At 71.7% G+C, this 23,925-nt stretch carries 24 protein-coding genes; 16 read left to right on the top strand and 8 right to left on the bottom strand.

What is annotated here, in order from left to right; all coding sequences use genetic code 11:
* Window positions 1-244: 244 nt before the first annotated feature.
* Together ABD994_RS09940 and ABD994_RS09935 are read left to right on the top strand one after the other, a co-directional pair.
* On the top strand, window positions 245-1,549 hold the full coding sequence (locus ABD994_RS09940) for a S1 RNA-binding domain-containing protein (RefSeq protein ID WP_345413608.1): 1,305 nt from the start codon (window positions 245-247) through the stop codon (window positions 1,547-1,549).
* Between the two features lie 527 nt (window positions 1,550-2,076).
* On the top strand, window positions 2,077-2,604 hold the full coding sequence (locus ABD994_RS09935; protein ID WP_345413606.1) for a hypothetical protein: 528 nt from the start codon (window positions 2,077-2,079) through the stop codon (window positions 2,602-2,604).
* Between the two features lie 237 nt (window positions 2,605-2,841).
* Here the strand turns inward: ABD994_RS09935 and ABD994_RS09930 are convergent, their stop codons facing one another.
* A complete protein-coding gene (locus ABD994_RS09930; RefSeq protein WP_345413603.1) occupies window positions 2,842-3,171 on the bottom strand; it encodes a hypothetical protein in 330 nt (109 codons plus the stop codon).
* 428 nt (window positions 3,172-3,599) lie between these two features.
* On the opposite strand from ABD994_RS09930, the gene ABD994_RS09925 reads away from it, so the two are divergent.
* The 3 genes from ABD994_RS09925 (at window position 3,600) to ABD994_RS09915 (ending at window position 6,423) form a co-directional block, all read left to right on the top strand.
* Complete coding sequence (locus ABD994_RS09925) at window positions 3,600-4,835, top strand: sigma-70 family RNA polymerase sigma factor (RefSeq protein ID WP_345413601.1); 1,236 nt, start codon at window positions 3,600-3,602, stop codon at window positions 4,833-4,835.
* 103 nt (window positions 4,836-4,938) lie between these two features.
* Window positions 4,939-5,166, top strand: a complete 228-nt coding sequence (locus ABD994_RS09920) for a hypothetical protein (RefSeq protein WP_345413599.1) — start codon at window positions 4,939-4,941, stop codon at window positions 5,164-5,166.
* A 312-nt stretch (window positions 5,167-5,478) separates the two neighbouring features.
* Entirely contained in the window at window positions 5,479-6,423 is a 945-nt protein-coding gene (locus ABD994_RS09915; protein WP_345413597.1) for a hypothetical protein, read from the top strand.
* Here ABD994_RS09915 and ABD994_RS09910 read toward each other — a convergent pair.
* From ABD994_RS09910 to ABD994_RS09895, 4 genes are all read right to left on the bottom strand, one after another.
* Window positions 6,411-6,605, bottom strand: coding sequence for a hypothetical protein (locus ABD994_RS09910; protein WP_345413595.1), 195 nt, complete (start codon window positions 6,603-6,605; stop codon window positions 6,411-6,413). The two genes, ABD994_RS09915 and ABD994_RS09910, sit on opposite strands and share 13 nt — an antisense overlap.
* Window positions 6,606-6,683: 78 nt before the next feature.
* A complete protein-coding gene (locus ABD994_RS09905; protein WP_345413593.1) occupies window positions 6,684-7,172 on the bottom strand; it encodes a gamma-glutamylcyclotransferase family protein in 489 nt (162 codons plus the stop codon).
* Window positions 7,090-8,220 (bottom strand): hypothetical protein, encoded by a 1,131-nt coding sequence (locus tag ABD994_RS09900; protein ID WP_345413591.1) that lies wholly within the window; start codon window positions 8,218-8,220, stop codon window positions 7,090-7,092. Before ABD994_RS09900 ends, ABD994_RS09905 begins: the two co-directional genes overlap by 83 nt.
* A gap of 4 nt (window positions 8,221-8,224) precedes the next feature.
* Window positions 8,225-9,289, bottom strand: a complete 1,065-nt coding sequence (locus ABD994_RS09895) for a hypothetical protein (RefSeq protein WP_345413589.1) — start codon at window positions 9,287-9,289, stop codon at window positions 8,225-8,227.
* Between the two features lie 198 nt (window positions 9,290-9,487).
* Between ABD994_RS09895 and ABD994_RS09890 the strand changes: the two genes are divergently transcribed.
* From ABD994_RS09890 to mobF, 11 genes are all read left to right on the top strand, one after another.
* Entirely contained in the window at window positions 9,488-9,772 is a 285-nt protein-coding gene (locus ABD994_RS09890; protein WP_116709463.1) for a hypothetical protein, read from the top strand.
* A complete protein-coding gene (locus tag ABD994_RS09885; protein WP_116709536.1) occupies window positions 9,772-10,011 on the top strand; it encodes a hypothetical protein in 240 nt (79 codons plus the stop codon). The genes ABD994_RS09890 and ABD994_RS09885 overlap by 1 nt, the downstream gene beginning before the upstream one ends.
* On the top strand, window positions 10,008-10,430 hold the full coding sequence (locus ABD994_RS09880) for a WhiB family transcriptional regulator (RefSeq protein ID WP_345413583.1): 423 nt from the start codon (window positions 10,008-10,010) through the stop codon (window positions 10,428-10,430). Before ABD994_RS09885 ends, ABD994_RS09880 begins: the two co-directional genes overlap by 4 nt.
* Window positions 10,427-10,972 carry a hypothetical protein gene (locus ABD994_RS09875; protein WP_345413581.1) on the top strand — a complete coding sequence of 182 codons (546 nt, stop codon included), beginning with the start codon at window positions 10,427-10,429 and terminating at the stop codon, window positions 10,970-10,972. Before ABD994_RS09880 ends, ABD994_RS09875 begins: the two co-directional genes overlap by 4 nt.
* Window positions 10,973-10,988: 16 nt before the next feature.
* Window positions 10,989-11,306 (top strand): hypothetical protein, encoded by a 318-nt coding sequence (locus ABD994_RS09870; RefSeq protein ID WP_345413579.1) that lies wholly within the window; start codon window positions 10,989-10,991, stop codon window positions 11,304-11,306.
* Window positions 11,306-13,210, top strand: coding sequence for a type IV secretory system conjugative DNA transfer family protein (locus ABD994_RS09865; protein ID WP_345413576.1), 1,905 nt, complete (start codon window positions 11,306-11,308; stop codon window positions 13,208-13,210). The genes ABD994_RS09870 and ABD994_RS09865 overlap by 1 nt, the downstream gene beginning before the upstream one ends.
* A 160-nt stretch (window positions 13,211-13,370) precedes the next feature.
* Window positions 13,371-14,825: a hypothetical protein gene (locus ABD994_RS09860; protein ID WP_345413572.1), complete on the top strand. Its 1,455-nt coding sequence runs from the start codon at window positions 13,371-13,373 to the stop codon at window positions 14,823-14,825.
* Window positions 14,822-15,547, top strand: a complete 726-nt coding sequence (locus ABD994_RS09855; RefSeq protein ID WP_345413570.1) for a hypothetical protein — start codon at window positions 14,822-14,824, stop codon at window positions 15,545-15,547. The genes ABD994_RS09860 and ABD994_RS09855 overlap by 4 nt, the downstream gene beginning before the upstream one ends.
* Window positions 15,544-15,900, top strand: a complete 357-nt coding sequence (locus tag ABD994_RS09850) for a hypothetical protein (RefSeq protein WP_345413568.1) — start codon at window positions 15,544-15,546, stop codon at window positions 15,898-15,900. The genes ABD994_RS09855 and ABD994_RS09850 overlap by 4 nt, the downstream gene beginning before the upstream one ends.
* Before the next feature lie 5 nt (window positions 15,901-15,905).
* Window positions 15,906-16,769, top strand: a complete 864-nt coding sequence (locus ABD994_RS09845; protein ID WP_345413566.1) for a hypothetical protein — start codon at window positions 15,906-15,908, stop codon at window positions 16,767-16,769.
* 301 nt (window positions 16,770-17,070) lie between these two features.
* Window positions 17,071-21,525 carry a MobF family relaxase gene (mobF, locus tag ABD994_RS09840; RefSeq protein WP_345413564.1) on the top strand — a complete coding sequence of 1,485 codons (4,455 nt, stop codon included), beginning with the start codon at window positions 17,071-17,073 and terminating at the stop codon, window positions 21,523-21,525.
* On the opposite strand, the gene ABD994_RS09835 is transcribed toward mobF, so the two are convergent.
* The 3 genes from ABD994_RS09835 to ABD994_RS09825 all read right to left on the bottom strand — a co-directional run bounded on the left by ABD994_RS09835 (window position 21,510) and on the right by ABD994_RS09825 (window position 23,594).
* Window positions 21,510-21,944, bottom strand: coding sequence for a hypothetical protein (locus tag ABD994_RS09835; RefSeq protein ID WP_345413562.1), 435 nt, complete (start codon window positions 21,942-21,944; stop codon window positions 21,510-21,512). The genes mobF and ABD994_RS09835 overlap by 16 nt on opposite strands.
* A gap of 135 nt (window positions 21,945-22,079) precedes the next feature.
* Entirely contained in the window at window positions 22,080-22,850 is a 771-nt protein-coding gene (locus ABD994_RS09830) for a DUF6602 domain-containing protein (protein WP_345413559.1), read from the bottom strand.
* 165 nt (window positions 22,851-23,015) lie between these two features.
* Window positions 23,016-23,594: a DUF4760 domain-containing protein gene (locus tag ABD994_RS09825; protein ID WP_345413557.1), complete on the bottom strand. Its 579-nt coding sequence runs from the start codon at window positions 23,592-23,594 to the stop codon at window positions 23,016-23,018.
* Window positions 23,595-23,925 lie beyond the last annotated feature (331 nt).

The following is a 23,925-nucleotide window of genomic DNA, read 5'->3' as shown; positions in this document are numbered from 1 at the left end:
CTCACCTCGACCCACCCGTCCGGCTCGGGGCGATGGGTCCGCTCACCGCCCGGGCCAGCCTAGCCATCGCATCGGCGGTTCTCTTACGGGTGCGGCGCGTGGCTGAGCCGCAGCTTCACCCCGATTGAGCGGGCGGCCGAGCCAAGCCCTGAACTCAGCCTCGCGACGATCGAGAACTCAGGCGCAGGGGACGAGGGTCGGTCGCAGCGGCCCGAACCACGGGCCGGTCTCGGAAGGCACGTCGATGACCAACACGCTCATGCGCGACGAACGCCCCCGCGAGGGCCACGTGTTCGTCGTGATGCCCTACGGGGTGAAGCAGCTCGACGACGGCACCCTGTTCGACTTCGACCAGTACTACGAACAGGAACTGCGCCCGATCATCACGGCGGTGGGCATGGTCCCCGTCCGCGCCGACTCGATCTACGGTCCGCAGTCCGTGCTCACCGCGATGTGGCGCGGGCTCCAGCAGGCCGCGATCGTGCTGATCGACTGGACCACGCGGTCGCCGAACGTGGCGCTGGAGTTCGGCTTCGGTCACCTGATCGGCAAGAAGATGATCCACCTGACCCAGCAGCCGGACGACATCCCCACCGACGTCCGCGGCAGCATGCGCCACATCGCCTACAGCGCCCACTTCGCCGACGTCCACCGCATGCGTCAAGAGCTGAGCCGGCAGCTCGAGGCGGTCGCGCTCGAGCCCTGGGTGGAGATGGCGCTCGTGCCGATGGCGGCGGGCGGCACGGACCCCGTGCCCGCGCGCGTCATCAACACGGCCAAGGAGTTCATCGTCATCGAGACCGGCGACGGACGCCGGGGGGTGCTCGGCAACGCCGACGTCGAGTACGACCGGATCGTTCCGGACATGACGCGCCGGTTCGCCGTCGGCGACCAGCTCAGCGGCGCCTTCGACGTCGACACCAGCGGCGGGATGAAGTACACGCTCCTGGCGGGCACCCCCAACCCGTGGCCGCTGATCCAGGCAGAGTTCCCCGAGGGCCGCACGTTCACCAGCACCGTGGCGCGGACCGCCGACAAGTTGGGGGCCTTCGTCCCGCTAGCCCACGGCATCGACGGCTTGGTGCACGTGAGCGCGCTGGGTAGCCGCACGCTGGCGCCGGGCGACACGGTCGAGGTGACGGTGGCCAGGGTCGACGTCGAGAGGCGGCGAGTCGCGCTGCACCTGCACGCGGTGTCCGGCCGTGCGGCCGCACCGGCGTCGTCGCCCGAGAGCCGCGGCGGTGAAGGGGGCCTGCGCGTCGGGCAGCTCCTCGAGGGCGAGGTCGTCAAGGCCGTGCCCGAGGGACAGGGAGGGTACGTGCTGGTGCGGCTGCCCGGCCGCGTCCGGCCGGCGATGCTGCACTGCCGCTACATGACCCCCGAGCTCCGCGCGGACCTCAACGCCGGTGAGGTTGAGCGCGGTGAGATCGTCGACGTCGAGATCGTGTCGGTGGACGACGCGCGGGACCGGGTGGTCGTGCGAGATGTGCCCGACGACGGTTCCCACGAAGGCGAGGCGGCGAGTTCGGAGCTGCCGCTCGCGAGCTAACTACGCTCGTGGAGGGATGTAGGAGGGGCCGGCTGCGTCCGGCTCCTCCTACATGTCGTAGTAGCGTTCTTCCACCCGCCCACCAGAGCCGCGGCTTACACCCCGGCGTGGCACGCCTCTCGGCACGAACTGGGCGTTTCTCCACTCACTCGCCTAACTCTCGCCTGCCGCTCGCCGGGAGGAATCGCGTGAAGATCACAATCGGCTACGGCGGGAAGGCCCGTCCGTCGCCGACGACCCCGGGTCGGTGACTGCGAGCCCCCACGTGGGCGCAGGAGAACTGCGAGCACCTGACGCGGAAGCCGACGTCGTGGCTGCACCAGCGCACACTCTGGGCCGCCCGGATCCAGATCGTCGCGGGCTTCGGTGACCCGGTCCCAGGCGAGCGTGGCCGGTGGGTCTCCGCGGCTCGGGAGTGCGCGGAGCGCGAGGGGAGCTCGACTGACTTCATCGTCGACCGGTCCCGGAGCGACGGCGCCGTGCTGGTGCTGGGCGACCCGGGCAAGGGCGACCTGTCGCAGTAAGTCGTGGTGCCCGCGCTCAAGGCGGCGGCCGACGGTGTGGTCTTCGGAGTGATCTGCAGCGACGTCATCTACCCGGCAAGCAGCATCGGCGACTACCCAGACAAATTCTTCTGGCCCTACCGCCACCTCTCGCCTTCCCGTTATGGGCCGCGCCCGGCAACCACGACTGGTACGACGGCCTGCGCGGCGTCCTCGTCCAGTTCGGCGACCTGTTCGCCGAACCCCGCTCCGGGTGTCGTTCCCGCCGGGGGCTGCGGGGCCGGCTGGCGTCGTGGTTATGGCGCCCGCGACGCGCCGTCGGAACGTGCCGAGCTCGACGCGATGCGCGAGGTCCTCCCCGTACCCACCCACGCGGCGCGCACCCCGCAGCCGGCGCCGTACTTCGCGATCGACACCCGCCAGGTCCGCTACATGTGCATCGACACCGGCATCGGCGGGCGCATCGACCCGAGCAGCACCGTTGGGTGCAGCGCGTGTCCACTCAGGACCCCGAGCCCAGGTCACCGGCAAGCCGATCTACGTCAACGGTGACAGGACGAGCGGACCGTGCCCGTCGGACGTGGTGCGGGACACCGCGAGCCCGCGTGGGCCGCGATCGGCGGCGACACGCACAACTACCAGCTCTACACCATCGACGGCAGGCGCACCGTCACCTACATCGTGTCCCGGCGGCGGGGCGTGCATGCACGGCACCTACACCATCCCGGCGGTGGCGGGCCTGCCCGGCATGACCCGGCACGACCGGGCACGGCCGGGCACGACCGCGAGCTAGAGCGGGTAGTCGGTCTTGTCGCGGAGCGGGCTCTCGTAGCCGGCGGGCAGCGGGCCGGGGAACTGCGGCGCGGGCTCGCGGATCGGGTCGTGCACCAGACGCTGCGCGGCGCGAGCGGCGTGCTCCCACACCCGCGGTGATGGCGGGCGCTCGCGCCAGTCCGCGGCGAGCGTCTCGAGCAGCGCGCCCAAGGCGTCGGCCGATTCGCGGTCCAGGCCGGCGAACCCGCCCGGCCCGCGCTCGCGGACCATCTCGGCGGCTTCGATCATCTGCTCGGCCTCGAGCCGACGCTGCTCCCGGCGCCGGAGCTCTGCGGGCTGGACCACTAGCACCTCCTGGACAGGACGGAAGAGAGCCCGTCTGCGGGGGAAGCGCGGAACGCCCCCAGCGTGGCATGGCCGGCCAACACGGGCGTCCCGGCCCCTGCCCGCAGGCCCACCTGTCGCCGAAGCAGGCCCGCCTGTTGGCCGGTACGCGCCGCCTGCGCGGCGCTCCTCATGGCCGGGCGGCCGGGGCGCCTGCGGCGCGCGATCGACGCCGCTGCGCGGCGGCCGGCGCTGGAGGGCCCCGGGAGCTTGATCGGGCCGTTCCTCACGGTCAAGGGCGCTGCGCGTCGCTGCGCGACCAGCCTCCGGCTGGCCCTTGACCGCGAGCCTCGGCGGCCCGCTCGGCGCCCTTCGGGCGGTGGAGGCAGCAGGCGCCTCCACCCATCGCCCCGGGGCCCACCAGCCCCGGCATAGCCCGGGAGGATCGCATGTCCGTCGACCCCAGCTCGCACACCTCGGTCATCCGCTCGGTCACCACCCGCGTGGCCGGACGGCTCGCCACCGAGGCGTTCGCACACCACTACGGCACCCCGTCCCAACAGATCGGTGTCCGCGCAGGGGACACGCTGACCTACGTCACCACCGGCGACGCTGCGGCCGGGATCGCGCGAGCCTTCACCGATGCCCTGGCCCTGGCCGAGCGCCAGCAGCTCGCCTGGACCGCATCGCTGACCTGGCTGGGCATCGAGCCCGGCACGTACCCACCCACCCTTCTCCTTCGGTACGGCACCCCGGCCGCCAGCTCCGTCGGCTACCAGCCCCGCCGCAAGATCAGCGGCCAGATCCTTCCCGCCCACGTCTGGGTGCGCGTCGGACCGGTGCTCTGGCAGATCTGCGATCGCGTGGCCGCCCGCCGACTCGCCGAGGTCTGGACCCACTGCGCGCGACTTCTCACCCCACCGACCGCTCCTCCCGCGCCGTTCCTCCGCCCTGACGACGTAGACCCCGCGCCGCAGCGGAGCACGCCGGAGCCGAGCCAGCCGGGGGCGGTGCACGCCGAGGCGACGAGCCAGCCGCGCGACCTGGCCAGCGGGGCGAAGGCAACGACGCCCACGACCGGATGCGTCGCTGCGTCCGCCGACGACGAGCGGGAGGACCGCGAGCTGTTGAGCGCCTACGCCGAGCACGGCGACCGAGGCGCGCTGGCGGTGCTGGCGACCCGGTACCACGACGTCATGGTCGGCGCGGCCCGTCGCGTGCTGGGCGCGCGCGGGGAGGTCGACGACGCGGTGCAGAACGCCTGGATCAAGGTGGCGACGAAGGCCGACACCTTCCGCGGGGATGCCGCCGTCGGCACCTGGCTCTACCGTATCGCGCACAATGCCGCCCTCGATGCGACCCGCCGGGCCCAGTCCCGCCCGGCTGAGCTGTTCGGCGACCCGGCACAGGTCGCCACCGAGATGCGGCGCTCTCTCGACGGTCCTTCTGATGCCACCGGAACGGTCGAACAGACGGACGCGACCGCGGTCCTGGACGACTTGCTCGCGGTGCTGACTCCCGCGCAGCGGGCTGCCGTCGAAATCGTCGACCTGCAGGGCCTCGACATCGGTACGGCCGCCTCCCGCCTCGACGTCGCCGAGGGCACCCTCAAGTCCCGTCGGGCCCGCGCCCGCGCCGCCATGAGCGCGGCGGCCGCTGCGCAGGGTCTGCGGTTCCCGCTCTGAACCTCCGGGTGGCGCCCTTATGAAGAGGGCGCCGCCCGGAGGTCCCTGTCCACAGGGCCGTGCGGCCGAGGAACCCGAGCGCGGCTCCGACCTTCCAACCGACATGCGCTACGACCACATCCCGCCGACCACCCCGGCTGGTAGCTCGGAAGACGACACGGCCTCGCCGCGACGCTGCTACGTGGGTCGGCTCTTCGCTGCCGCCCTCGATGGCGATCCGATCGCCAGCGAGGAGCTCGCCGGCCTGGCCCCCTGGGACACGACCGCCGCTGATGCTTTCGAAGCCCTCGCCGTCGCCGAGTTCGTCCGCGATCACGTCCGTGTCGGGTGACGGGCTTAAGGCCGCCCGGGCCGAGCGGCCCTCAGGGCCGACGGCGGAGCCGCTGCGCAACGCTGCCCTGATCTCTGTCGGGGCCCGGGGGGAGCTTGATCGGGCCGCCCTCGCGGTCAAGGGCGCTACGCGTCGCGGCGCGACCGGACTGCGTCCGGCCCCTGGACCGCGAGCCTCCGCAGCCCGAGGCGCGCCCGCTGGGCGGTGGAGGCAGACAGCACGCCTCCACCCATCGCCCCGAGCCCCGACTCCACGTACGCGCGTCGAGACCGCTCGACAGGGAACCCTCCCGACAAGCCCGAGGAGAACGTCATGACCGACACCGAGGCCCGCACCACGACGAGCCCGACAACGCGTCTCCCCCGCCAACGCAGCAGTCCCGGCACGCCGACGCCCTCGCCCGAACACTGGCTCGGTGAGGTGCTCGCGGCCATGGGTTGTCGCCGTACCGGCCGCAAGTGGCAGTGCCCCGCGCACGGACACACCGGGCTGCACTCCGCCGCCCTGGCGCTCGGCCGTCGCGACGGCGATCGGGGCGCCTGGCTCCACTGCCACGCCGGCTGTTCGGTCACCGCCGTCCTGCGCGCCCTCGGGCTTCGCCCCAACCACCTTCAGCGGCCGCCACGCATCACCCCCAGCCGCTACGTCCACCTCCGCGGGCTGCGCCGGGAATGGCCGGAGCTCAAGAACTCCGACCACCCGGAGACGGCCGGCTACCGCCACGAGGCCTGGCACCGCTACGGCCCCGACCACGCGAAGCAACGGCTGCGCCGAGCCGACGGCTCCAAGACCATGCGGTGGGAGTCGCGGAACGCGCGAGGGGAGTGGGTCCCCGGACTGCTCGGCACGCGCGAAGTCGACCTGCCCCTCTACCGCGAGGACGAGGTCCGTATGGCGGCAGCGGCCGGCGAGACGGTCGTGCTCTGCGAGAGCGAGTCCTCCTGCGACGCCCTGCACGGCGTCTACGCGACCACTTGGGCCGGCGGTGCCGGCAGCCCACCCGTCGAGACCCTCACCCGGGTCCTCGAGGGCGCCGACGTCGTCATCCTCCCCGACCACGACGACGCTGGGCTCGCCTGCCTCGACCGCCTCGTCGCCGCCCTGCCCCACGCCCGCGTGCTCGTCGGCGAGCCCGGAGAGGACGCCAAGGACCTGTACGACCGCGTCGGTCTCGACCGCTTCCTCGAACAGCTCGCGTCAGCACCGACCGGTGAGACGCGCGGAGAGCGACAGGACTTCAGGAGTCACGCGGGGTAGAGGACGACGCGGCGGGGAGGCTCGGCCGGGTAGTCGACATCAGTCACGGGCTCGCCATCGACGCGAGCACCACCCGAGTGGATCCAGGTGCGCGCCCGTTCCTCCTCGATGCCGGCTCGCACGAGCCGCTCGAGCACGGTGAGCGGGCGGGCGTCTTCTCCCTGCGGCGAGTCCTCGGGCACGCAGGCAACGGTAGGAAGCACCACCGACATCGACAGGGAGACGACACCGACATGTCGCGCGAGCGGGTGAAGCGGAGCTCAGCCACTCCCGCTGCGGGCCTCCCAGCCGGAGCGCCAGCGGGCGCAACGCTCGAGGTAGGCCTGCATGTCGGCGCCCTCCAGCGAGCCCGTTGTCCAGCTGTCGGCCAGCACCTCGTCGGGCCAGACGTAGGCGAGGCTTGATCGCCCGGACGTCAGGTGCACGACCTCGACCGAGTACGTCGGGTCCTCGAAGGCGTCGAGGACGCTCCACTCGGTCTCGCTGAGGTCCGTGTACACCCGACCTGACGCCTCTGCCTCGGGATCGCGGACGAGGCCCGGATACGGCAGGTCCGGCAGCCGCGCTGCCCGCCACCCCGGGGCGCTCGTCAGCTCGCTCGCCGGAACACGGTCGATCAGCGTCCGCACCACGTCGTCGAGCGCGAGGGTGCCGTAGACGAACAGGTCAGGCGTTCCCGCCGATCCGCGGTCCGGCGGGCCAGAGCTGCTCGAGCTCGCGCGGGACAAGCGGTCGCTGATAACCGGCATGCAGAACCTCCGCGAGGAGGCTACCGCCGTGATCGTGCACATTGAGGAACCAGTCGATGCCGGCCGGGTACGCCCAAAGGTAGGAGCGCAGCTGGGGATCGAGCGACCGGTCGCGAAGGGCGGATGCGACGTCGGCCGGTCGCCAGAACGGCAACCTCGACAGCGCGTGGTCACGGCAGGCCGACGCGCTGGCACCGGCGTTGATCATGAGGTGGAGCTCGGCGTTGACGAGCTGCACGTAGTGGTCGAGCCGGGTCCGCGCCCGCACGAGAGGGTCGTCCGGGCTCGCCGCGAGAGGAAGGACCTGCGCCAGGCCCTCGAAGAGCACCTGATGAGGGCAGTGGATGGCTAGCTGTCGGGGCCAGGGAGTCTCGGCGTGCTCGGAGACGTCGGTGAGGTTGGCGTACTGCAGCGCGTGCCCCAGCACCTCGTGGAGCGCGAAGCGGTAGGCGTCGACCTGGGTGAAGGACGCGTTGCGCCGGTTGATCCGCAGCCGAGCTCGTCGGCCCTCGCCGTCCAGCCAGTACGACCAGTACGCGTCGACCTCCACCGTCTCCACGTCGAGCTCGAAGGTGGTCTCCGCCCCTGTCAGACTCCTGACCTGCGCCTCGTACTCGCGCGCGTAATCGCGGATAACGTCGCCGGCGTCCTCCGCCGGCACGGTGGGGCTCAAAGCGTCGAAAGCAGTCCGCGTCTGCTCGTCCCACGCGACATCGACGTCCGCGAGAGCGCGGCGCGCGACGTCGCCGACCGCAGCGACATAGTCGGGCGACCAGCCGTTGGTGGGCGAGCCCTGGGTGAGGTCGACGTACTCGGTGAGGTCGAGTCGTTCGCCGAGCAACGCCCGCAGGTAGGCGAGGTGGGCGTCCAGGACGGCACCGACGTCGTCCCCGTGGACCTCGGACCGCAACGCGACGAGACGGTCGAGAACATCCAACCTGTCCTCGACGTCATCCCCGACGACATGGGGCGCACAGTCGAAGTCGATGACCGCGCTCGAGCCGGCCTTCTTCTCGAGGTCGTGCCACCCGCGGACGAGCCGTTCCAAGCGGTCACGATCCCCCACGCGCGACCTCCCATCGAATCGTCACCGATTGGCCGGGCTGTAGATAATCGCGCGTCAGTGTGATGAGTGCGCCCTCGTCGTCCTCGACGCAGAACAGGTCATCGATGGCGGAGACCTGCGCGCCATCCGGCTGGTCTTCTACGGCGGTGCAGCCCACCAGCATATCTACGCCGCGGTGACGAATCGTCAGCGTGAGGTGCCGAGTGTTCCGCGGAGTGGACTGTTGCCAATAGTGGTCGTGGACGAAGCGGCCACCGCGGGAAGTGTATGAGACCGTTCCGATACCGCCCGGTTCGATCGGCGGCGAGAGTACGCAGGCGAACTTCGTCATGTTGCCGATGTCGTGCAGCCGTTGGATCGAGACCCGTCGCTCACCGTCGGGATGCGGTTCGATGCGGACTCCGTCGGTGTTCTCGAACCACTGCTCCCGGAGGAGGCGCTTGATCGGTGCGTTCGTCAGGTTGAGGAGCTCGAACCGGTAGGTGACCGAGGACCACCCGTCGGGCTCGATGTCGATGGTGCACTCCATCTCCAGGTCGACGAGGTGGCCGGCGAGGAGTGCCAGCTCCGCGATCTCCTCGTCGGGGATGCGCCGACGCTTGCCCAGGAGCTGGAGCGCTCTCGCCAGGGATTCAGCCTGGTCGTGGGCGGGACCTCGAAGCGTGTTGACCGGCAGCGGGCCGGAGGACTCGGGCACGGGACGGAGGGGCGTCGACCACGCCGAAGGAACCGGGGCCACGCCCTCGAGGCCGTCCCCGACAGCGGCCGCAAGGTCGGCGGTGCTGGGCGCGGCACTGCGCTGAGCGGGGACGAACATCTCGGCCGCCTTGCGGCCCGGGAACATCGCCTCGAGGACCTCGCAGTGCTGAGGATGCGGCAGGCCCTTCAGCTCACCGCACTGCCAACGGTGCAGCTGCGCACGACTCGGCGCCGTGCCCACCAACGAGCTGTCGATGCTCGCCGCGGCCTTGTCGTACTCGCGAAGAAACGTCTGGTACTTCTGCCAGTGCTTCTCGCGAAGGAGGTCGCGCAGGACAACGGGATCGGCCATTCCGACTCCCCAACTCTTTCCCGGAAGCGTCAATTGTACGACGAAACGAGACACGGACGCAACGTCGGGAGACGCTCACGGCGGAGATGCGACATCTGAGGCGTCGCAACGCGACGCCTCGTCACAGCACCGTTCAGCACGTCAACGGGTGGTGGCCGTCAGTGCCGCAGCACGAGGGACGTGAGAGCGGGAGCGGACATGGAAGAGCGCAAGAAAGCGCCCGAGGTCATCGAGCGCGGCGACAGCGGACTACTCATCACCGTGGAGGAGGTGGCGCGCCTCTGGTTCGGTGAGGTCGGGAAGAACGGTTCGGCCAGCACGAATTGCCAACGCATTCGGCGGCTCATTCCTCACGTCCTCCCGGCCCGCCGTATCGGTAACCGCTGGTACGTGAACCGGGCGATCGCCGAGGCGTGGGCGGCCGGGTCCGACGCCGCGTCCGCGATGGCGCACCCCGACAGCCAGATGCTGGGAGGCGCGTGATGCCCAGCGTCGGCCTTCTGATCCTCTTCGCGATCCTCGGCGCCTTCATCTGCGCCAAGACCCGCTCCGCCGCCGGCGCCGTCGTGTTCTCGCTGGTCGCCCTGGTGCTCTTCATCGGCACTCCCGCCGGACAGAGCCTGCCCGGAGCGATCTCCACGCTCATGTCGACGGTCGACCAGGCCACCACCCCGGCCCTCTCGGGCACGCAGGACGCCGATGCCGAGGGAGGGCCGCGATGAACCCCTCCAAGCCAGGCGCCGATGCGGGGGCAGCACGCGAGAACTGGCGAGCCTGGGCGGCCTGTCGCGGCGAGGATCCTGAGCTCTTCTTCCCCGTGGCGTCGCTGGGCCCGGCCTACCAGGCCCAGGTCATGGCGGCCAAGGCGGTCTGTCGTCGCTGTCCCGTGCGGTCGAGCTGCCTCGCCGAAGCGCTGCGTCGCATGCCCTACGGGATCGCCGGCGGATTGACCGAGCAGGAACGCCGCCACCTGCGCCCCGCGACCGGCCTGGGCGCTCCGCGGTGGCGCGCGCTCCTCGAGGCCGGCCGGCCGCATCCCGAGGTGGCGCGGTTGTTCGGCGTGAGCGTGCGGACCGTCGAGCGCTGGGCGTCCCGACTGCGCCGTGATCAGCAGACCGGAGCCGAGGGAGGTGCCCGATGAGCGCGCTCGAGGCGAGCCGGCGTGAGCAGGCGGCGTGGAGGACCCGCGAGCTCGTGCGCGGAGTGGCGGTCACCGCGTTCGACGCGATCGAGCACCGGGAGCCCATCGAGGGGTTCCACGAGCTGTTACGTCCGGCGCTGGACGACCCGCTGGCCGGGGTGCGCGCGGGGCGCCTGGTGTCCGACGTCGCCGCGGGCCAGCTGCGGGAGTGGGCGCTGCGCGCCCGGGGCGCCGGTCGTACCTGGGACGACGTCGGCGAGGCGTTGGAGCTGCCCGCCGCCCTCGAGGGCGGGACGCGCGCTGAGGCGGCGTGGGAGTGGCTGGTCGAGCACCGCCCGCCCGCGCCGTCCCTCGAGCCCGGCTGCCCTGGGTCGGCGGTGTGGACGTGCACGACCTGCCGAGGGCGTGTGCGTGACACCGGCCCGTTCGCCTCACACCCGGACGACCGCGAGACCGGCCACGTCGATGGCTGCGCCCGACGGGCCGCCGCCCTGCAGGCGTGGCGCCGCGAGACGGAGGGAGGGTCCGATGTCGAGGAGTAGAGCTCGCAGGACGTCGATGCCCACGGTGGCGGTGGGGCAGACGGCGCCGCTGCTGCTGGGCACGGAGCTGGTCCGTGCCGATGTCGCGGCCACGGTGCTCGGGCTGCCGTTGGGGGAGGTCCCAACCGGCGGGCCGGTGACGTGGGCGCTGTTCGTCGACGCGGTGCTGCTCGGTCGCACCGACGAGGTGATGACCGACGAGGCAGCCCAGGGGTGGGCACGGCGGATGCTCGGCGACGGCGTGCGCTTCCAGCTCGGCCATCGCGACGGTGGCTACTGGCTCGCCGACGGGGCTGATCGCGCCCCGTCCGGCCACGGCGGGTGGTCACGGTGATGGGCACGTTCGTCATCTTGGTGCTGCTGGTCGCGGCGACAGCGGTGTCGTTGACGCGCGGGGCGATCCGGCCGGCGATGGTGTGCGGGGCGCTGGCGGCGCTACCGGCGACGACGCTGCTGCAGGCGCTGTCGTGGCCGGCGCTGCTGGTCGGGATCGCCGTGCTGGTGCTGGTGGGGTGGCATCGCTGGTCGCGGTCGCGGGCGACGATCACGCGGTGGTCGGCGCGGTCGCGCCGCCGCGCCGGCGTCGCCTCGAGCCTGGACATCGCCCGGCACGCCGGCACGGTGGCGACCCGCCGCCGGGGGAGCACGGTGCGGCCGTCGTTGGGCCCGCTGCTGCGCCGTGAGGGGTGGGCGGTACCGACGTCGGCGGTGGGGGTGGAGCTGTGCCGGGTCGGGGTGCAGCGGGTGTGGTCCTCGGTCGAAGACGTGACCCTGGTGTTCGGCGGGCCCCGGACCGGCAAGACGGGCTGGCTGGCCGGCCGCGTCCTCGACGCCCCTGGTGCCGCCGTAGTGACGTCCACCCGCACCGACTTGCTCGAGCTGTGCGCCCCGATCCGGCAGAAGAGCCGCGGGCCGGTGTTCGTATTCAACCCGGTCGGGTTGGGCGGGCTGCGCTCGACGATCAGCTTCGACCCGCTGACCGGCTGCACCGACCCGGTGACCGCGATGGAGCGGGCCACCGACATGGTCTCCGCCACCTCCCGCGCCACCCACGGGGACGCGGAGCGGTGGGACGCCCAGGCGCGGCGGGTGCTGGCGGCGTTGCTGCACGCGGCCGCGCTCGCGGGCGGGTCGATGCGCGACGTACTCGGGTGGGTCGCGGACAACGCTCGTGCCTCGCGTGAGGTGCCGGCGTTGCTGCGGCGCTCGCAGGTGGAGTCGTTCGAGAAGGCGGCCGAGCAGTTCGTCGAGACCAACGACCGGACCCGGACCTCGATCACCAACTCGATCATGCCGGCGCTGGGGTGGCTGAACCATCCCGACGCCGCAGCCGCCGCGGCGCCCACGGATCAGCCCTTCGACGTGGAGGAGCTGCTCGGGTCGCGGGCGACGGTGTTCCTGCTCGGCGCCGAGGAAGCCGACACCGGCCCGCTGGTCTGCGCCCTCACGGGCCACATCGCCCGCGAAGCCCGCCGCCTCGCCGTACAGAAGCTGTCCGGCCGGCTCGATCCGCCGCTGCTGCTGGCGCTGGACGAGGCGGCACTCATCTCGCCGGTGCCGCTGGAGAACTGGACCGCGGACATGGGCGGGCGCGGGGTTACGATCATCGCCCCGTTCCAGTCGAGAGCGCAGCTCCTCGCCCGGTACGGGGAGCACAAGACCGCCACGATCCTGAACAACACCGGCTCGGTGCTGCTGTTCGGCGGCACCCGAGACCAGGCCGACCTGCACTTCTGGTCCACCCTCGCCGGGGAGCGCGACGAGCGGGTCACCACCACCGACCTGCACGGGCGCGTCGCGTCCCGGACGGTGCGCAAGGTGCCGGTGCTCGCCCCGGCCCAGATCGCGAACCTCCCGGCGGGGAAGGTCGTGGTCTACCGGCGGGGGATCGCCCCGGTGATCGGGCGGGCGCGCATGGCCTGGACCCGCAGCGACGTGCGCGCTCAGCGCCAGCAGGTCGCGACCGGGTGGCGGGGCCGTTGGCAGCGCACCCGCGCGTGGGCCGAGGTCGGACTCGCCGCCCTGCGGCGTCGGGTCGCCGCCCCGCGGCGTCCCACCGCCGGCACCGGCGCCTGGTGGCGTCGGCTGGGGAACGCCTGCCGGCGGACCACGAGCTCTGCGCCCCCTGCGCGATCGCAGGACGGGCCGCCATTGGTGATCGATGTCGAGCCCGTCGCCCCTCCCGTGCTCGGCGAGCACGACCACGAGCACGGCGGTGATCGGACGTGGTTGCGATGACCACTCCCGACCTGCCGCCGCCCAGCAGGTCGAGCGCGCGGAGGCAGCCGCGTTGACGGCGTGCCCCGAGTTCGACCACGACCGCTACCGCCTCGATGCGGACGAGCCCCAGCACGGCCTCGACCGCGTCGAGTGCGCCGCACTCGTACAGGAGTCCTTGATGAGCGAGCCGACCGACGATCAGACCCGCACCGTCGAGGCCGACCCCGCATGGCCGACGCCGGACCCGACCCTGCCACCCGAGCAACTCACCGACCGCGAGCTCATCGCACGGGCCGCCTACTGCGACGAGATCGCCCACACCGGCAGCGCTGGCGACCAGGCCGCGGCGCTGCGCGACCTCGACGCCGCGTGGGACGAGGCCGAGCGACGCGCCGCCGGACAGCCCGCGATCAGCATCCCGGCCCAGGTCGCCGGGTACATCGGTCTGGTCCGCGAGGACTACGACCACGCCCTCGCCGTCGAGGCCGCTACGTGGCGCCAGCAGCTCGGTACCGCGCTGCCGCCCGGCGAATCCGCCCTCGGCCTCGCCGCCGACCGTGTCCCGAGCACCGCCGCTGCGCGCAGGGCTGGCGGCGAGCTGACAGTGGGGGAGCGCGCGGACCGCGCGCAGAGCTTGGCCCAGGCCGCGGGGCTGGATGTCGCGGGCTACGACCCGGACACCGACGTCTACCCCGACCCCGACACCGGGCGGGTCGTCCGCCTCAACGGACTGCCCGCTGCGAAGGACCTGGGCGCGGTCGACGGGGAGGCCTCCTCCGCGATCGTCGAACGCGACGGGTTCGTCCTGATCGACCCGACCGCGCCCGGCGGGGTCCGCCCACTGACCGCCGACGAGCGCGCGACGCTGGCCGAGCAGGCCCGCACCGGTACGCGGGTTCAGCCGGCGCGCTGGACGGCGGATGAGGACGAGGCCTACCTCGACAGCCGGCCCGACGAGACCTCGCCGTTCAACCCGGCCGCGGACTACGGCGACCCGGACTGGCGCGAGCCCGCCTCGGACGCCGAAGCCGCGGCGCGCATCGCGTGGCTCGAGGAGAACACCCCGCCCACGCCGGGCTGGTCGCTGCCGCCGAGCACCGAGGTCGACGACGCCCTCGACGCCGCCCGCGAGCGGGCGATCCACTCCGACTGGGCCCACGACCACGACCCGTATGCGTGGCCGGAGTACCAGCGGCTCGAGGCCCTCGCCGAGCTCGCCCCGCTGCCCGAGCGCGACGCCCTCGACGACCTACCTCGCAGCGGCCGGGATGAGCCGGACCGTGGATCGGTGCAGGACTGGCACGGCGAGGACCGCCGCGTCCGCGAGCACGTTGCCGACGAGGGAGGCTCCGACGACAGCAGGAGCGGCGGGTCGTCGACCGGTGCAGTGACCACCAAGGCTGCCGGTGCTGATGACCCCGTCACCGCAGACGACACGGCGCCACCTGACGACTCCGAGCGGTTGCGCCAGCGCGTCGAGGACCTGCGGGCCACGATCGCCGCTTGGGAAGCGAGCGTTGAGGGTGAGCGCCGCGAACAGCTGATCCGCTGGCACGACGACGATCACCGCGCCACTGACGTGCAGCCGGACACGCGGGGCGACGTTGACGGCGAGCCGGGGTGGGCCCGGTGACCCGCCGCCCACCGGGACAGCCCGGCGGGACCGACGGTGGCGAGTTCGCCCGGGTCGAGGCCCTCGCCGGCCTCGCCCGTGAGGTGGACGGGCTGCGTCGCGGCGTGGAGGCCCTGGTCGGCACTCCGACCCGGGTCGACGACCTGGCCCGCACCGTCGCCCAGCTCGCCGACGCCGTGTCCGCCGTCCCCGCGCGCCCGGGCCCGACCGTGGCGCCCTCGTGGCTGGCCGCCCCGACCGACTCCGAAGCCCTCGCAGCGCTGCTCGACGAGCTGTGCCGCTGGCTGCACGCGGTCTTCCTGCGCTACCCCGACGGGGCCGCGGTGCTGCCCGAGTGCTGGCTCTGGCACCCAGACGTCGTCGAGGAGCTGCTCTGGTTGATGCACGCCTGGCGCGCGGCCTACGAGGGCCGGGGCGCGTCGGTCCAACTGGCCGGGGACTGGCACGACCGCCAGCGCCCCGGGGTCGTGCGTCGACTCAAGACCTCGGTTGCGTCGTGCTCGCGGGAACGGCACCAGACCCGGCCCGGGTGGAACAGCGCCCCGCTCGGCGCCACACCGGTCCCCGGAGCCGGCGCGGCGACATCGATCGCCTGGTGGTGGGCCGCCGCTCGGGATGACGCGCCCCCGGAGCCGGCGGCCGAGGACACCAACCGGCCGAACGGGGCCGGCATCAGCACGGCCATGAACGGCACCGGCGGCCGCGAGGGATGGTCGCGATGACCGCTGCCGACCAGTCCGAGAGTCGCGCGGAGCAGCGCGCACGCGAAGCCGCCGAGCGCGCCGAGTGGGACCGCCTCAGCGACGTCTACTTCGCGCACATGAACGCGATCGCGCCGGACCAGTTCCACTGCTTCTGCGGCTCCCTCGACGACCTCCGCGCCGCGGTCGCCGAGCTCGACCGCGAGGCAGCGCGCGACCCCGCAAGGCGGCCCACCGCGGTCCGGGACGCGAACCGCGGAGCCGCCCACCAGGACGGCGCCCTCCAGGACCAGGCCCGCCGCGAGCAACTCACCCGCTGGCATGGCGACGACCGCGACGCCGCGCACGCTGCCGGCGACGCCGACGCGGAGTGATCGCGGTGGCCGAGAATCAGACCGACCCTGTGGGCGACGTCGACAACCAGGCGCCCCGAGCGGGCGCGAGGGGCGCGCTGCTCTGGCTCCCAGGTCTGGCAGTTGCGCTCGGCGCGGCCATCGCCACCGCTCACGGATTGTTCGAGGTCGCCGTAGCGGCGCGGGTGCCGACCGGGATCGCGTGGCTTTACCCACTGATCACCGACGGGCTCGCGCTGGTGGCCTACAGCGCCACCGCCCGTCTGCGCGACGGCGCGGCCCGCTACGCGTGGTCGGTCGTCGTCACGGCGGCCGGGCTCTCCGGGCTCGCCCAGGCCGCGTACCTCGCCGGCGGGCCGGCGGTCGAGGTCGCGCCGGCGCTGCGGTTCGGGGTCGGCGCCTGGCCGGCGATCGCTGCTGCGGTCGTCGCGCACCTGCTCTACCTGCTCGCGACCGCGCACCCCGATCACGCCGTTCAGCCCCCGCCGCCGCGGGACGCAGCGTTCGACGTGGTGTCCGTTCAGCACCACGGCGTTCACCGGCCCCCGTTCACTCCGCCCCTCGTACATCCCGACGCGCTCCCCAGCGCCGTTCACCCGCCAGGAGACGCGGAGGCCGAGGACGCCGAGCCGGAGGGCGCCGGCCGCGCTCCGACGAGCGCTTCGACGCCCCGCGCCGCGGCGTCACCGGCGCGCGACCGTGCCGAGGCGGCCGCGTCCCGCCATGCCCAGCGCCACGGCGCCTGGCCCACCGTCACGGAGCTCGAGACCGCCGCAGGCGTCTCCCGCGGCACCGCCGCCGCCGCGCTCAAGGCGCTCCGGGACCGACCGATGCCGCTGCACCTGATCAACAACATTGACCCCGACACCACCGACGAGGCCCACCCATGACCACCGAAGCGCCGATCACCACGACTAGCAGCACCGACCAGACCCACCGACCAGCAGAAGAGCAAGAGCCAAGAGCAAGACCACTTCCCGACACCGGTCACTACGCCGAACAGACGACCAGACACGAGCAACAGGACCGAAGGACGAAAAGATCCAGGGAAAGATCAAGAGCCGCACACCTATGCATCACGATCCTCAGGTCCGGTCCGGCCTCCGGCCGGCCCGGAAACTGCTGCCAAGAACCTGCGCGCGCTGTTGATCTTGGTTCAGGGCCGGTGTCGATCGTGCCCTGGTCGTCCTGATGCTGAGCGTCGCGTCGGGCTACTCGCCGGACTACCTGCTCAAGGAGGTCGCCGCCGGCCGCGAGAACTACTACACCGGCGCGGTCACCGACGGCGAACCGCCCGGCCGCTGGTGGGGGAGAGGCGCGGAGAAGCTCGGCCTCACGGGCCTGGTCGACCCGCAGGACATGCGCGCGGTCTACGAGCACTTCCTCGACCCGCGCCATGAGGCCTTCCGGAACCCGGACCGGTGGGACGAGGTCCCGACACTCGGTCACCGCGGCCGCCGGTATGCCACCGAGGACGAGCTGTACGCCGCGGCGCTTGAACGTGAGCCGGACGCGTCGGCTGAACGCCGGGCTGAACTCCAGGTCGAGGCCGGCAAGCAGGCCCGCCACAACGTCGCCTTCCTGGACGCCACGTTCAGCGTTCAGAAGTCGGTGACGGTGCTGCACACCGCGTTCGAAGCCCAGGAAGTCGCCGCCCGGGCCGCGGGCGACGACGAGGCAGCATCAGCCTGGGGCGAGTATCGGCAGGCCGTGGAGGACGCGATCTGGGCCGGCAACAACGCCGCCCTGTCCTACCTCGCCGAGCACGCCGGCTACGCCCGGGTCGGACACCACGGTGGCGCGGCCGGCCGCTATGTCGACGCTCACGACTGGGTCGGCACGTCGTTCTTCCAGCACGACTCCCGCGACCACGACCCGCAGCTGCACATCCACAACCCGATCCTCAACCGCGTCGAGGGCCCGGACGGGCAGTGGCGCACCCTCGACGGGCGCAGCATCTACCGCTTCCGCCCGGCCGCCGCCGCGGTTGGCGAGCGCACCACCGAGGAACGTCTCACCGAGACCCTCGGGGTCCGGCTCGCGATGCGCCCCGACGGCAAGGCCCGCGAGGTCATCGGCGTCGACGAGACCGCCACCGACCTGCTCTCCTCGCGTCGCCGCGCGGTGACGGCGAAGGCCGCCGAGCTCATTGCTGACTTCGAGGCCCGCCACGACCGCGAGGCCAACGGCCTCGAACGTGACCGGCTCTCGCGCCAGGCCACCATGGTCACCCGCCGCGCGAAGTCCCACGAGGGCGAGACCCGCGAACAGCTCCTCGACCGCATCGACCGCCAGCTACGCGACGAGGTCGCCGGCGGCCTGCGCGGCGTCGCCGACAACGTCCTCGCTGCAAGGCGCGACGCGCAGCTCGCGGTCGACGTGTGGTCGCCGACCGCGGTGCTCGAGACCGCGCTCGCCGAGGTCCAGGCCAAGAAGGCCGGATGGACCCGCGCCGACCTCACCCGCGCGATCAACGACGCCCTTCCCGACACCCTCGGCGTTGCCGACGGCGACGACGTCACCGCCCTGCTCAACCGACTCACTGACCAATGCATCGCCCTGGCCACGCCGATCGACGCGGCCCGTCCCGGCCACGACGCGCTACCCGACGAGCTCCGCCTGGCCGACGGCTCCTCGGCCTACCAAGCGCCCGGCGCCCGGCTCTACGCCACGCCCGATCACGTGCACACCGAACGCGCCATGGTCGCCGCCGCCCGGCGCGGTGAGGCAGCAGCAGCACCGCATTTCGTCGCCGACCGATTCCTGACCCAGCTGAGCGAAGCCGGACTCGAACTCGGCGCCGACCAGGCCGCCGCCGTCCGAGGCGTCCTCACCTCCGGCGCGAAGGTCGAAAGCCTGGTCGGGCCCGCCGGGACCGGCAAGAGCTTCGTCGTCGGCACCATCGCCCGAGCGTGGTCCGACCCCGACCTGCGCGGCGCCGCAGCGGGCCGCGTGTTCGGCCTGGCGACCAGCCAGGTCGCCACCGACGTCCTCACCGACGAAGGCCTCACCGCGCGCAACGTCGAGCGCTGGCTCAAGACCCAGGAGCGCCTCGCCCACCCCGACCGTCCGCACCCCGCCGACGCGGCCTGGACCCTGTCGCCCGGAGACCTCGTGGTCGTCGACGAGTCGGCGATGTCCGACACCGCCGCGCTCGCCGCCGTGCGAACCCACACCGAAGCCGCCAGCGCCAAGCTCCTGCTCGTCGGCGACCACCGCCAGCTCACCGCGGTCGGCGCCGGCGGCGCCATGGACCTCGTCGCGCAGACCGGGACCCGCTACGAGCTCGCCGAGGTCCGCCGCTTCCACGCCGACTGGGAAGGCGCCGCGTCCCTGCGCCTTCGCGACGGCGACGAGACCGTGCTGCGCGACTACCACCGCCACGGCCGACTCATCGACGGCGGCCGCCTCGAAGACGCCGAAGCCTCCGCCTCCCGCGCCTGGCTGGCCGACACCCTCGCCGGACGGCGCTCACTGCTGATCGTCGACACCAACGACCAAGCCGCGCGCCTCAACGCCACCTTGCGGGCCGACCTCGTCAGCCTTGGACGTGTCGAGGAGCAAGGCGCGCTTCTCGGGCGCGACGGCACCTATGCCGGCGTCGGGGACGTCATCGCCGCCCGCCGCAACGGCTGGGAACTGACCGGGCACGCCGGCAACCACCGCGGACCCATCAACCGCGAGACCTACCGCGTCACCGCCGTCGGCGACGACGGCTCCCTCACCGTCGTCCCCACAGACCGCGGTGACGACGGGCTCGAACCCTCGTCGGCGCGACCGATCGTGCTCCCCGCCGAATACGTCGACGCCGACGTCTCCCTCGCCTACGCAGGAACCGTCCACTCCGCGCAGGGCGCCAACGTCGACACCGGACACCAGGTCATCACCCCAGCCACCGGTCGCGCCGCCGCCTACGTCGGGCTCAGCCGAGGACAGGAAGCCAACACCGCCCACGTCACCACCATCACCGGCCCGACCGACCCCGCCCGCGGACTCGCCACCGACCACTCCGTCCACCGCGACCCCATCGCCGTACTCGCCGGAGTCATGGCCAAGGACGACGGGCCCGACGCGAAGTCCGCGCTCGCCATCGCCACCGAGTCGGCCGACGCCGCCGCCACCACCCGCACCGCAGGAGAGCTCTTCGCCGACGCCGCCTCTCTGGCCGCGACCGAGCGCACCGGCCGCTGGCTCGACCGCCTCGCCGCCGACGTCGTGATCACCGGAGACGACCGCGCCCGACTCGCCGCCGAAGACGGCGCCGCCAGCCTCACCCGCGTGCTGCGGCGCGCCGAGATCGCCGGGAAGGACGCCGAACAGGTTCTCCGCGACTCGGTCACCGACCGACCCCTCGACGGCGCCCGCAACCTCACCAACGTCATCCACGCCCGCATCCGCGACGCCCACACCTTCGACCCGCAGGGCACGACCTGGCGCGAATGGAGCCCCGCGACCGGACGAGCCGACTGGGACCGCTACCTCGAGACCCTCGCCGACGCCGCCGACCAGCGCACCGACGAGCTCGCCGAGCAACTGGCCGAGGCACCTCCGCCCTGGCTGACACAGGCGCTCGGTCCTGTGCCCGACCAGGCGCAGCAACGAGAGGAATGGCTCGACGCGGCCGGCACCGTCGCCAACTGGCGCGAGCTGCAGGGCTATGACGACCCCGACGACGCCCTCGGACCGGCACCCGCGCCCGGCAAGGTCGAGGCCTACGCTTCCTACCGTGCCGCCTGGCAAGCCCTCGGCCGCCCCGACATCGACCGCGAGGAGCTCGAACTCTCCGACGGCCAGCTGAGGGTCCGGGTACGAGCGCACGAGCGCGAGGCGGCCTGGGCGCCTCGCTACGTCGCCAATGAGCTCGCTGGCACCAACCAGGCCGCTCAGCGGGCCCGCCAAGACGCGGAGCTGCGCCGCGCCGAGTCCCAGGCCGCTGCGGAGGATGACGAGCGGACCCGCTCGCTCGCGGACGCCGACGCGACCGAGGCCCTCGCCGGCACGCTTACGGCTCGCGCTGGCGAGCTCGCAGGGCTCGACGACGCACGGTCGCGCTGGCTCGCGCACACTGCGGGGACCCGCGCCGCCGCCGAGCGCGCGAAGGCGGAGCTCGCCGCCCGCCACGCCGACGACGTCGCGCCCGAACCCGAGGTCACCGCACAGGAGTGGCTCGCAGCGCACCGCCAAGCCGTCGTGGACGAGGAAGCTCACCGCGAAGTGACTGACGCCGACGTCACAGACCGGCCTGCTGACGTCGACGCCGAAGTCGATGTCCAGAACGACCGGCGGCAGTCCGAGGCTGGCAAGGTTCTCGACGACGAAACGGCCGCGGAAGGGGAGCAGGGAGTTGACGCCCCACCCGAGCCTGACATCCGCGAGACCGTTGAGGCGGAGCCGCCGCAGGTCGCCGAAGACAACGTCCGCGTCCCGACCGCCGACGAGACCTCAGCCGCGATCGAGCGCGCCAACCGCGCGCTCGCCGAGATGCGGTCTCGTGAGGAGATGGACGCGCGTGAGGAAGAGCAGCATCGTGCCGACCAGCTCGCTGAGTGGCAGGCGCATGAGACCGACGACCACGCCGAAGAGACAGCCACCGACGAGAGCGCCGAGCACGAGGTTGCCGACGCGTTCGGTCAGGCCGAGGTGTGATCGAGGGCGTCTGCGGGCGCTGGCTGCTCAAGTGGCGGAGGACCCTCCGCACGCCACGCCCACCGCAACGTCGCACGCACTCCTTCACACCAACCGGCGCGAGCGGCAAGGTCAGGTCGTCGCTGCTCGAGGTCCTGGGCCGCGAGGAACTCCTCCTCGATCAGCTCCTCGTATGCAAGCACCCGCCTCCGTGTAGCCGGGGCGCGGACCAGGCCACCACCGCGGGAGGTTCGGAGCGGCGCCGCCGCCATCCAACGGCAGGTCAGGGCGATCGCGCCGGCATACCAGTCGGAGAAGCCGCGGTCCGCGTGCTCGCTGTCCTTGCGGGTTGCCAACCGCCACACGCTCACGAAGGCGGCGTGGGGCACGCGAATGTTGCCAGGAGGGATCCCGGTGGTGTCCGACAGCGTCACCTCCACCCGCCAACAGTGACACCGAGCAGCAGCACCGCGCTACCCGTCCGAGCCCACGAAGGGAGCTGTGGCGTACGCGCGAGGAAGCCAGCTAGCCCGCTCCTACGCGCATTGTGCGATTTGGAGTGACGGGGTCCTCGGCTACGGTAAGGACTCCCAATTACGCACCCGTCCGGCGTATGTCTGCCAGTCGACGGGCTCTCTCCGGCGGGCCTCTCTATTGAGAAAGTTATTCAGGGCAATGAACCATTGCTGCAGGGCGTTGCCCTCCTCTTCGATCTCTAGTCCGACCTTGACTTGCGGTTGAATGATGCCGCGCTCAAGTACAGCGAGCGTGTCAACGAAAGCGCCCGCGCCCGAGGCGTCTAATCTTACGTAGCGGCTCCACTCGCGCCCAAGCCAGCCGTCGTTCGACAGGTCTGAGTCGCGCGCAACCACCGAATAGTGGCACCTCGGTCCGTCGTCCGCCGGGTCACCCCTTCTCCTGGGTGGAGCGAACGGCTTGTTGTAGGGTCTTAGGGCCTGCACGCTAGCTGCATTGAGCAGCGAGCGCTCAACCTCGGCGCTGTTCAGGCTGGATTTCACTTCGATCACTGCCAGCACGGCCTCGGCTGGAAGTAACGCATTTGACCCCGCAACAAGGGGTGGATTGCGATTGGAGTCATATACCATGAGGTCGAGTTGCCTAGAGAGTGTTCCATTTCTGTCTACAGCCTGCCCGCTGGCGACGCTGAAAGTGCGAGGCAAACGGTCCTCGAGAAATCTCCTCAGTGCCTCCTCTCGTGCTGCACCGCGGGTTCCCATATGCTGGAATACCTGCGCCTCGTCCCAGGCGGACTTCAGGTCATCCCGAGCTCGAACCATACTCAGCTCGAGTTGAGGATTAGACCTATTGCGGACTCGCTTCGTCACTGTAGTCTCCCTCGGCATTTCTAAATCGGTAGGCTTTCGGGCCAGTAATGGCGCGGATCCTCGCTTTGCGGAGGTCGAACTAAGAAGTCCCGCGACGCCCGCGCGCGAGAGTTAACGATAGGTTAGATTCTCCGGTACTGGCGAGCCTGGATGTTCAGGTAAGTCCTAGCGGGTCAATCGCAGGCTCTGCGTTCGTTCGTCGCGCCTCGCGAGCAGCTCGTAGTAGTTGTGTTCACCGCGAAGCTTTACGATCTGTTCCCCGAGCCATTCTAGTTCGACATACCACGAGTTCCGCGCAGAGGAGGTGCGAACGGCCCGGAAAAACGGCTGGTAGCTACGAGAGATGTCTCGAAAGGTGCCTCCGTCGACCGCGTTGAGTACCTCAAGGTCGTATACATCTCCGGCAACCGCAACGGCCAGTGCCTCGTAGAAATCCAAGTAGGCGATGATGCTTCGGAATCGCTTCGACTTCTCGCCCTGCGCGAGCGCTCGCCGACTAGTGCGCTCCACCTCGCGGGCGTCTCGGGGGTCAGGCAATCCCTTGGCTAGACGGTTGCGGTATTCGACCGTGTTGGCGAAGTAGTCAATCGTCGCCTGCCGTTTTCTGCGTCGAATATCGACGTCTGTCGTCGCTTGTGCGTTCCTTAGTTGCCGATTTGCCACGGCCACCTGGCCGGCCACGAAGAGAAGGGCGAAGAAGTTGACACCAGCGCCTACGAACGCGGCAACGGCCTCGGCTGACACGCGATCTCCGCTCCTGACAGTAGGGCGCTTCTCTGCAGGCAAGTCGCAGGAAAGCGCGTGCGCTTACGGTTACGAGATTGATGGTGGACCCGCGCGCCGGTCGCAGCTGAACACGCGGAGGGCTCCCTTTGCTTTTCCACGTATATGTGGGTGCCTTTCCAGCTGGCCCGCAGCCACGCGTGACTTGGTTTGGGGCGCGTCGCCAACTGGCGAGCGCCCTCCGGGTGCGGCTCGGCGACCGCCACCGCGACCTCATCGCTAGCAACGGTCCCGATGTTTCAGTCGATTGGTCCCACGACTCTGCCGGGCTCGGGCGCGGAGCAAGTAACGG

This window comes from Actinomycetospora chlora, assembly GCF_039542135.1.
Taxonomy (GTDB): domain Bacteria; phylum Actinomycetota; class Actinomycetes; order Mycobacteriales; family Pseudonocardiaceae; genus Actinomycetospora; species Actinomycetospora chlora.
The sequence above is the reverse complement of the archived record's forward strand: the minus strand, read 5'-3'. Positions and strand labels throughout refer to the sequence as shown.

Excerpts from the sequence above, each read along its gene's own strand:
- ABD994_RS09940 (WP_345413608.1), top strand. The coding sequence starts at position 245 with ATGACCAACACGCTCATGCGCGACGAACGCCCCCGCGAGGGCCACGTG.
- ABD994_RS09925 (WP_345413601.1), top strand. The coding sequence starts at position 3,600 with ATGTCCGTCGACCCCAGCTCGCACACCTCGGTCATCCGCTCGGTCACC.
- ABD994_RS09920 (WP_345413599.1), top strand. The coding sequence starts at position 4,939 with ATGCGCTACGACCACATCCCGCCGACCACCCCGGCTGGTAGCTCGGAA.
- ABD994_RS09915 (WP_345413597.1), top strand. The coding sequence starts at position 5,479 with ATGACCGACACCGAGGCCCGCACCACGACGAGCCCGACAACGCGTCTC.
- ABD994_RS09905 (WP_345413593.1), bottom strand. The coding sequence starts at position 7,172 with ATGCCGGTTATCAGCGACCGCTTGTCCCGCGCGAGCTCGAGCAGCTCT.
- ABD994_RS09895 (WP_345413589.1), bottom strand. The coding sequence starts at position 9,289 with ATGGCCGATCCCGTTGTCCTGCGCGACCTCCTTCGCGAGAAGCACTGG.
- ABD994_RS09890 (WP_116709463.1), top strand. The coding sequence starts at position 9,488 with ATGGAAGAGCGCAAGAAAGCGCCCGAGGTCATCGAGCGCGGCGACAGC.
- ABD994_RS09885 (WP_116709536.1), top strand. The coding sequence starts at position 9,772 with ATGCCCAGCGTCGGCCTTCTGATCCTCTTCGCGATCCTCGGCGCCTTC.
- ABD994_RS09880 (WP_345413583.1), top strand. The coding sequence starts at position 10,008 with ATGAACCCCTCCAAGCCAGGCGCCGATGCGGGGGCAGCACGCGAGAAC.
- ABD994_RS09875 (WP_345413581.1), top strand. The coding sequence starts at position 10,427 with ATGAGCGCGCTCGAGGCGAGCCGGCGTGAGCAGGCGGCGTGGAGGACC.
- ABD994_RS09870 (WP_345413579.1), top strand. The coding sequence starts at position 10,989 with ATGCCCACGGTGGCGGTGGGGCAGACGGCGCCGCTGCTGCTGGGCACG.
- ABD994_RS09865 (WP_345413576.1), top strand. The coding sequence starts at position 11,306 with ATGGGCACGTTCGTCATCTTGGTGCTGCTGGTCGCGGCGACAGCGGTG.
- ABD994_RS09860 (WP_345413572.1), top strand. The coding sequence starts at position 13,371 with ATGAGCGAGCCGACCGACGATCAGACCCGCACCGTCGAGGCCGACCCC.
- ABD994_RS09850 (WP_345413568.1), top strand. The coding sequence starts at position 15,544 with ATGACCGCTGCCGACCAGTCCGAGAGTCGCGCGGAGCAGCGCGCACGC.
- mobF (WP_345413564.1), top strand. The coding sequence starts at position 17,071 with ATGCTGAGCGTCGCGTCGGGCTACTCGCCGGACTACCTGCTCAAGGAG.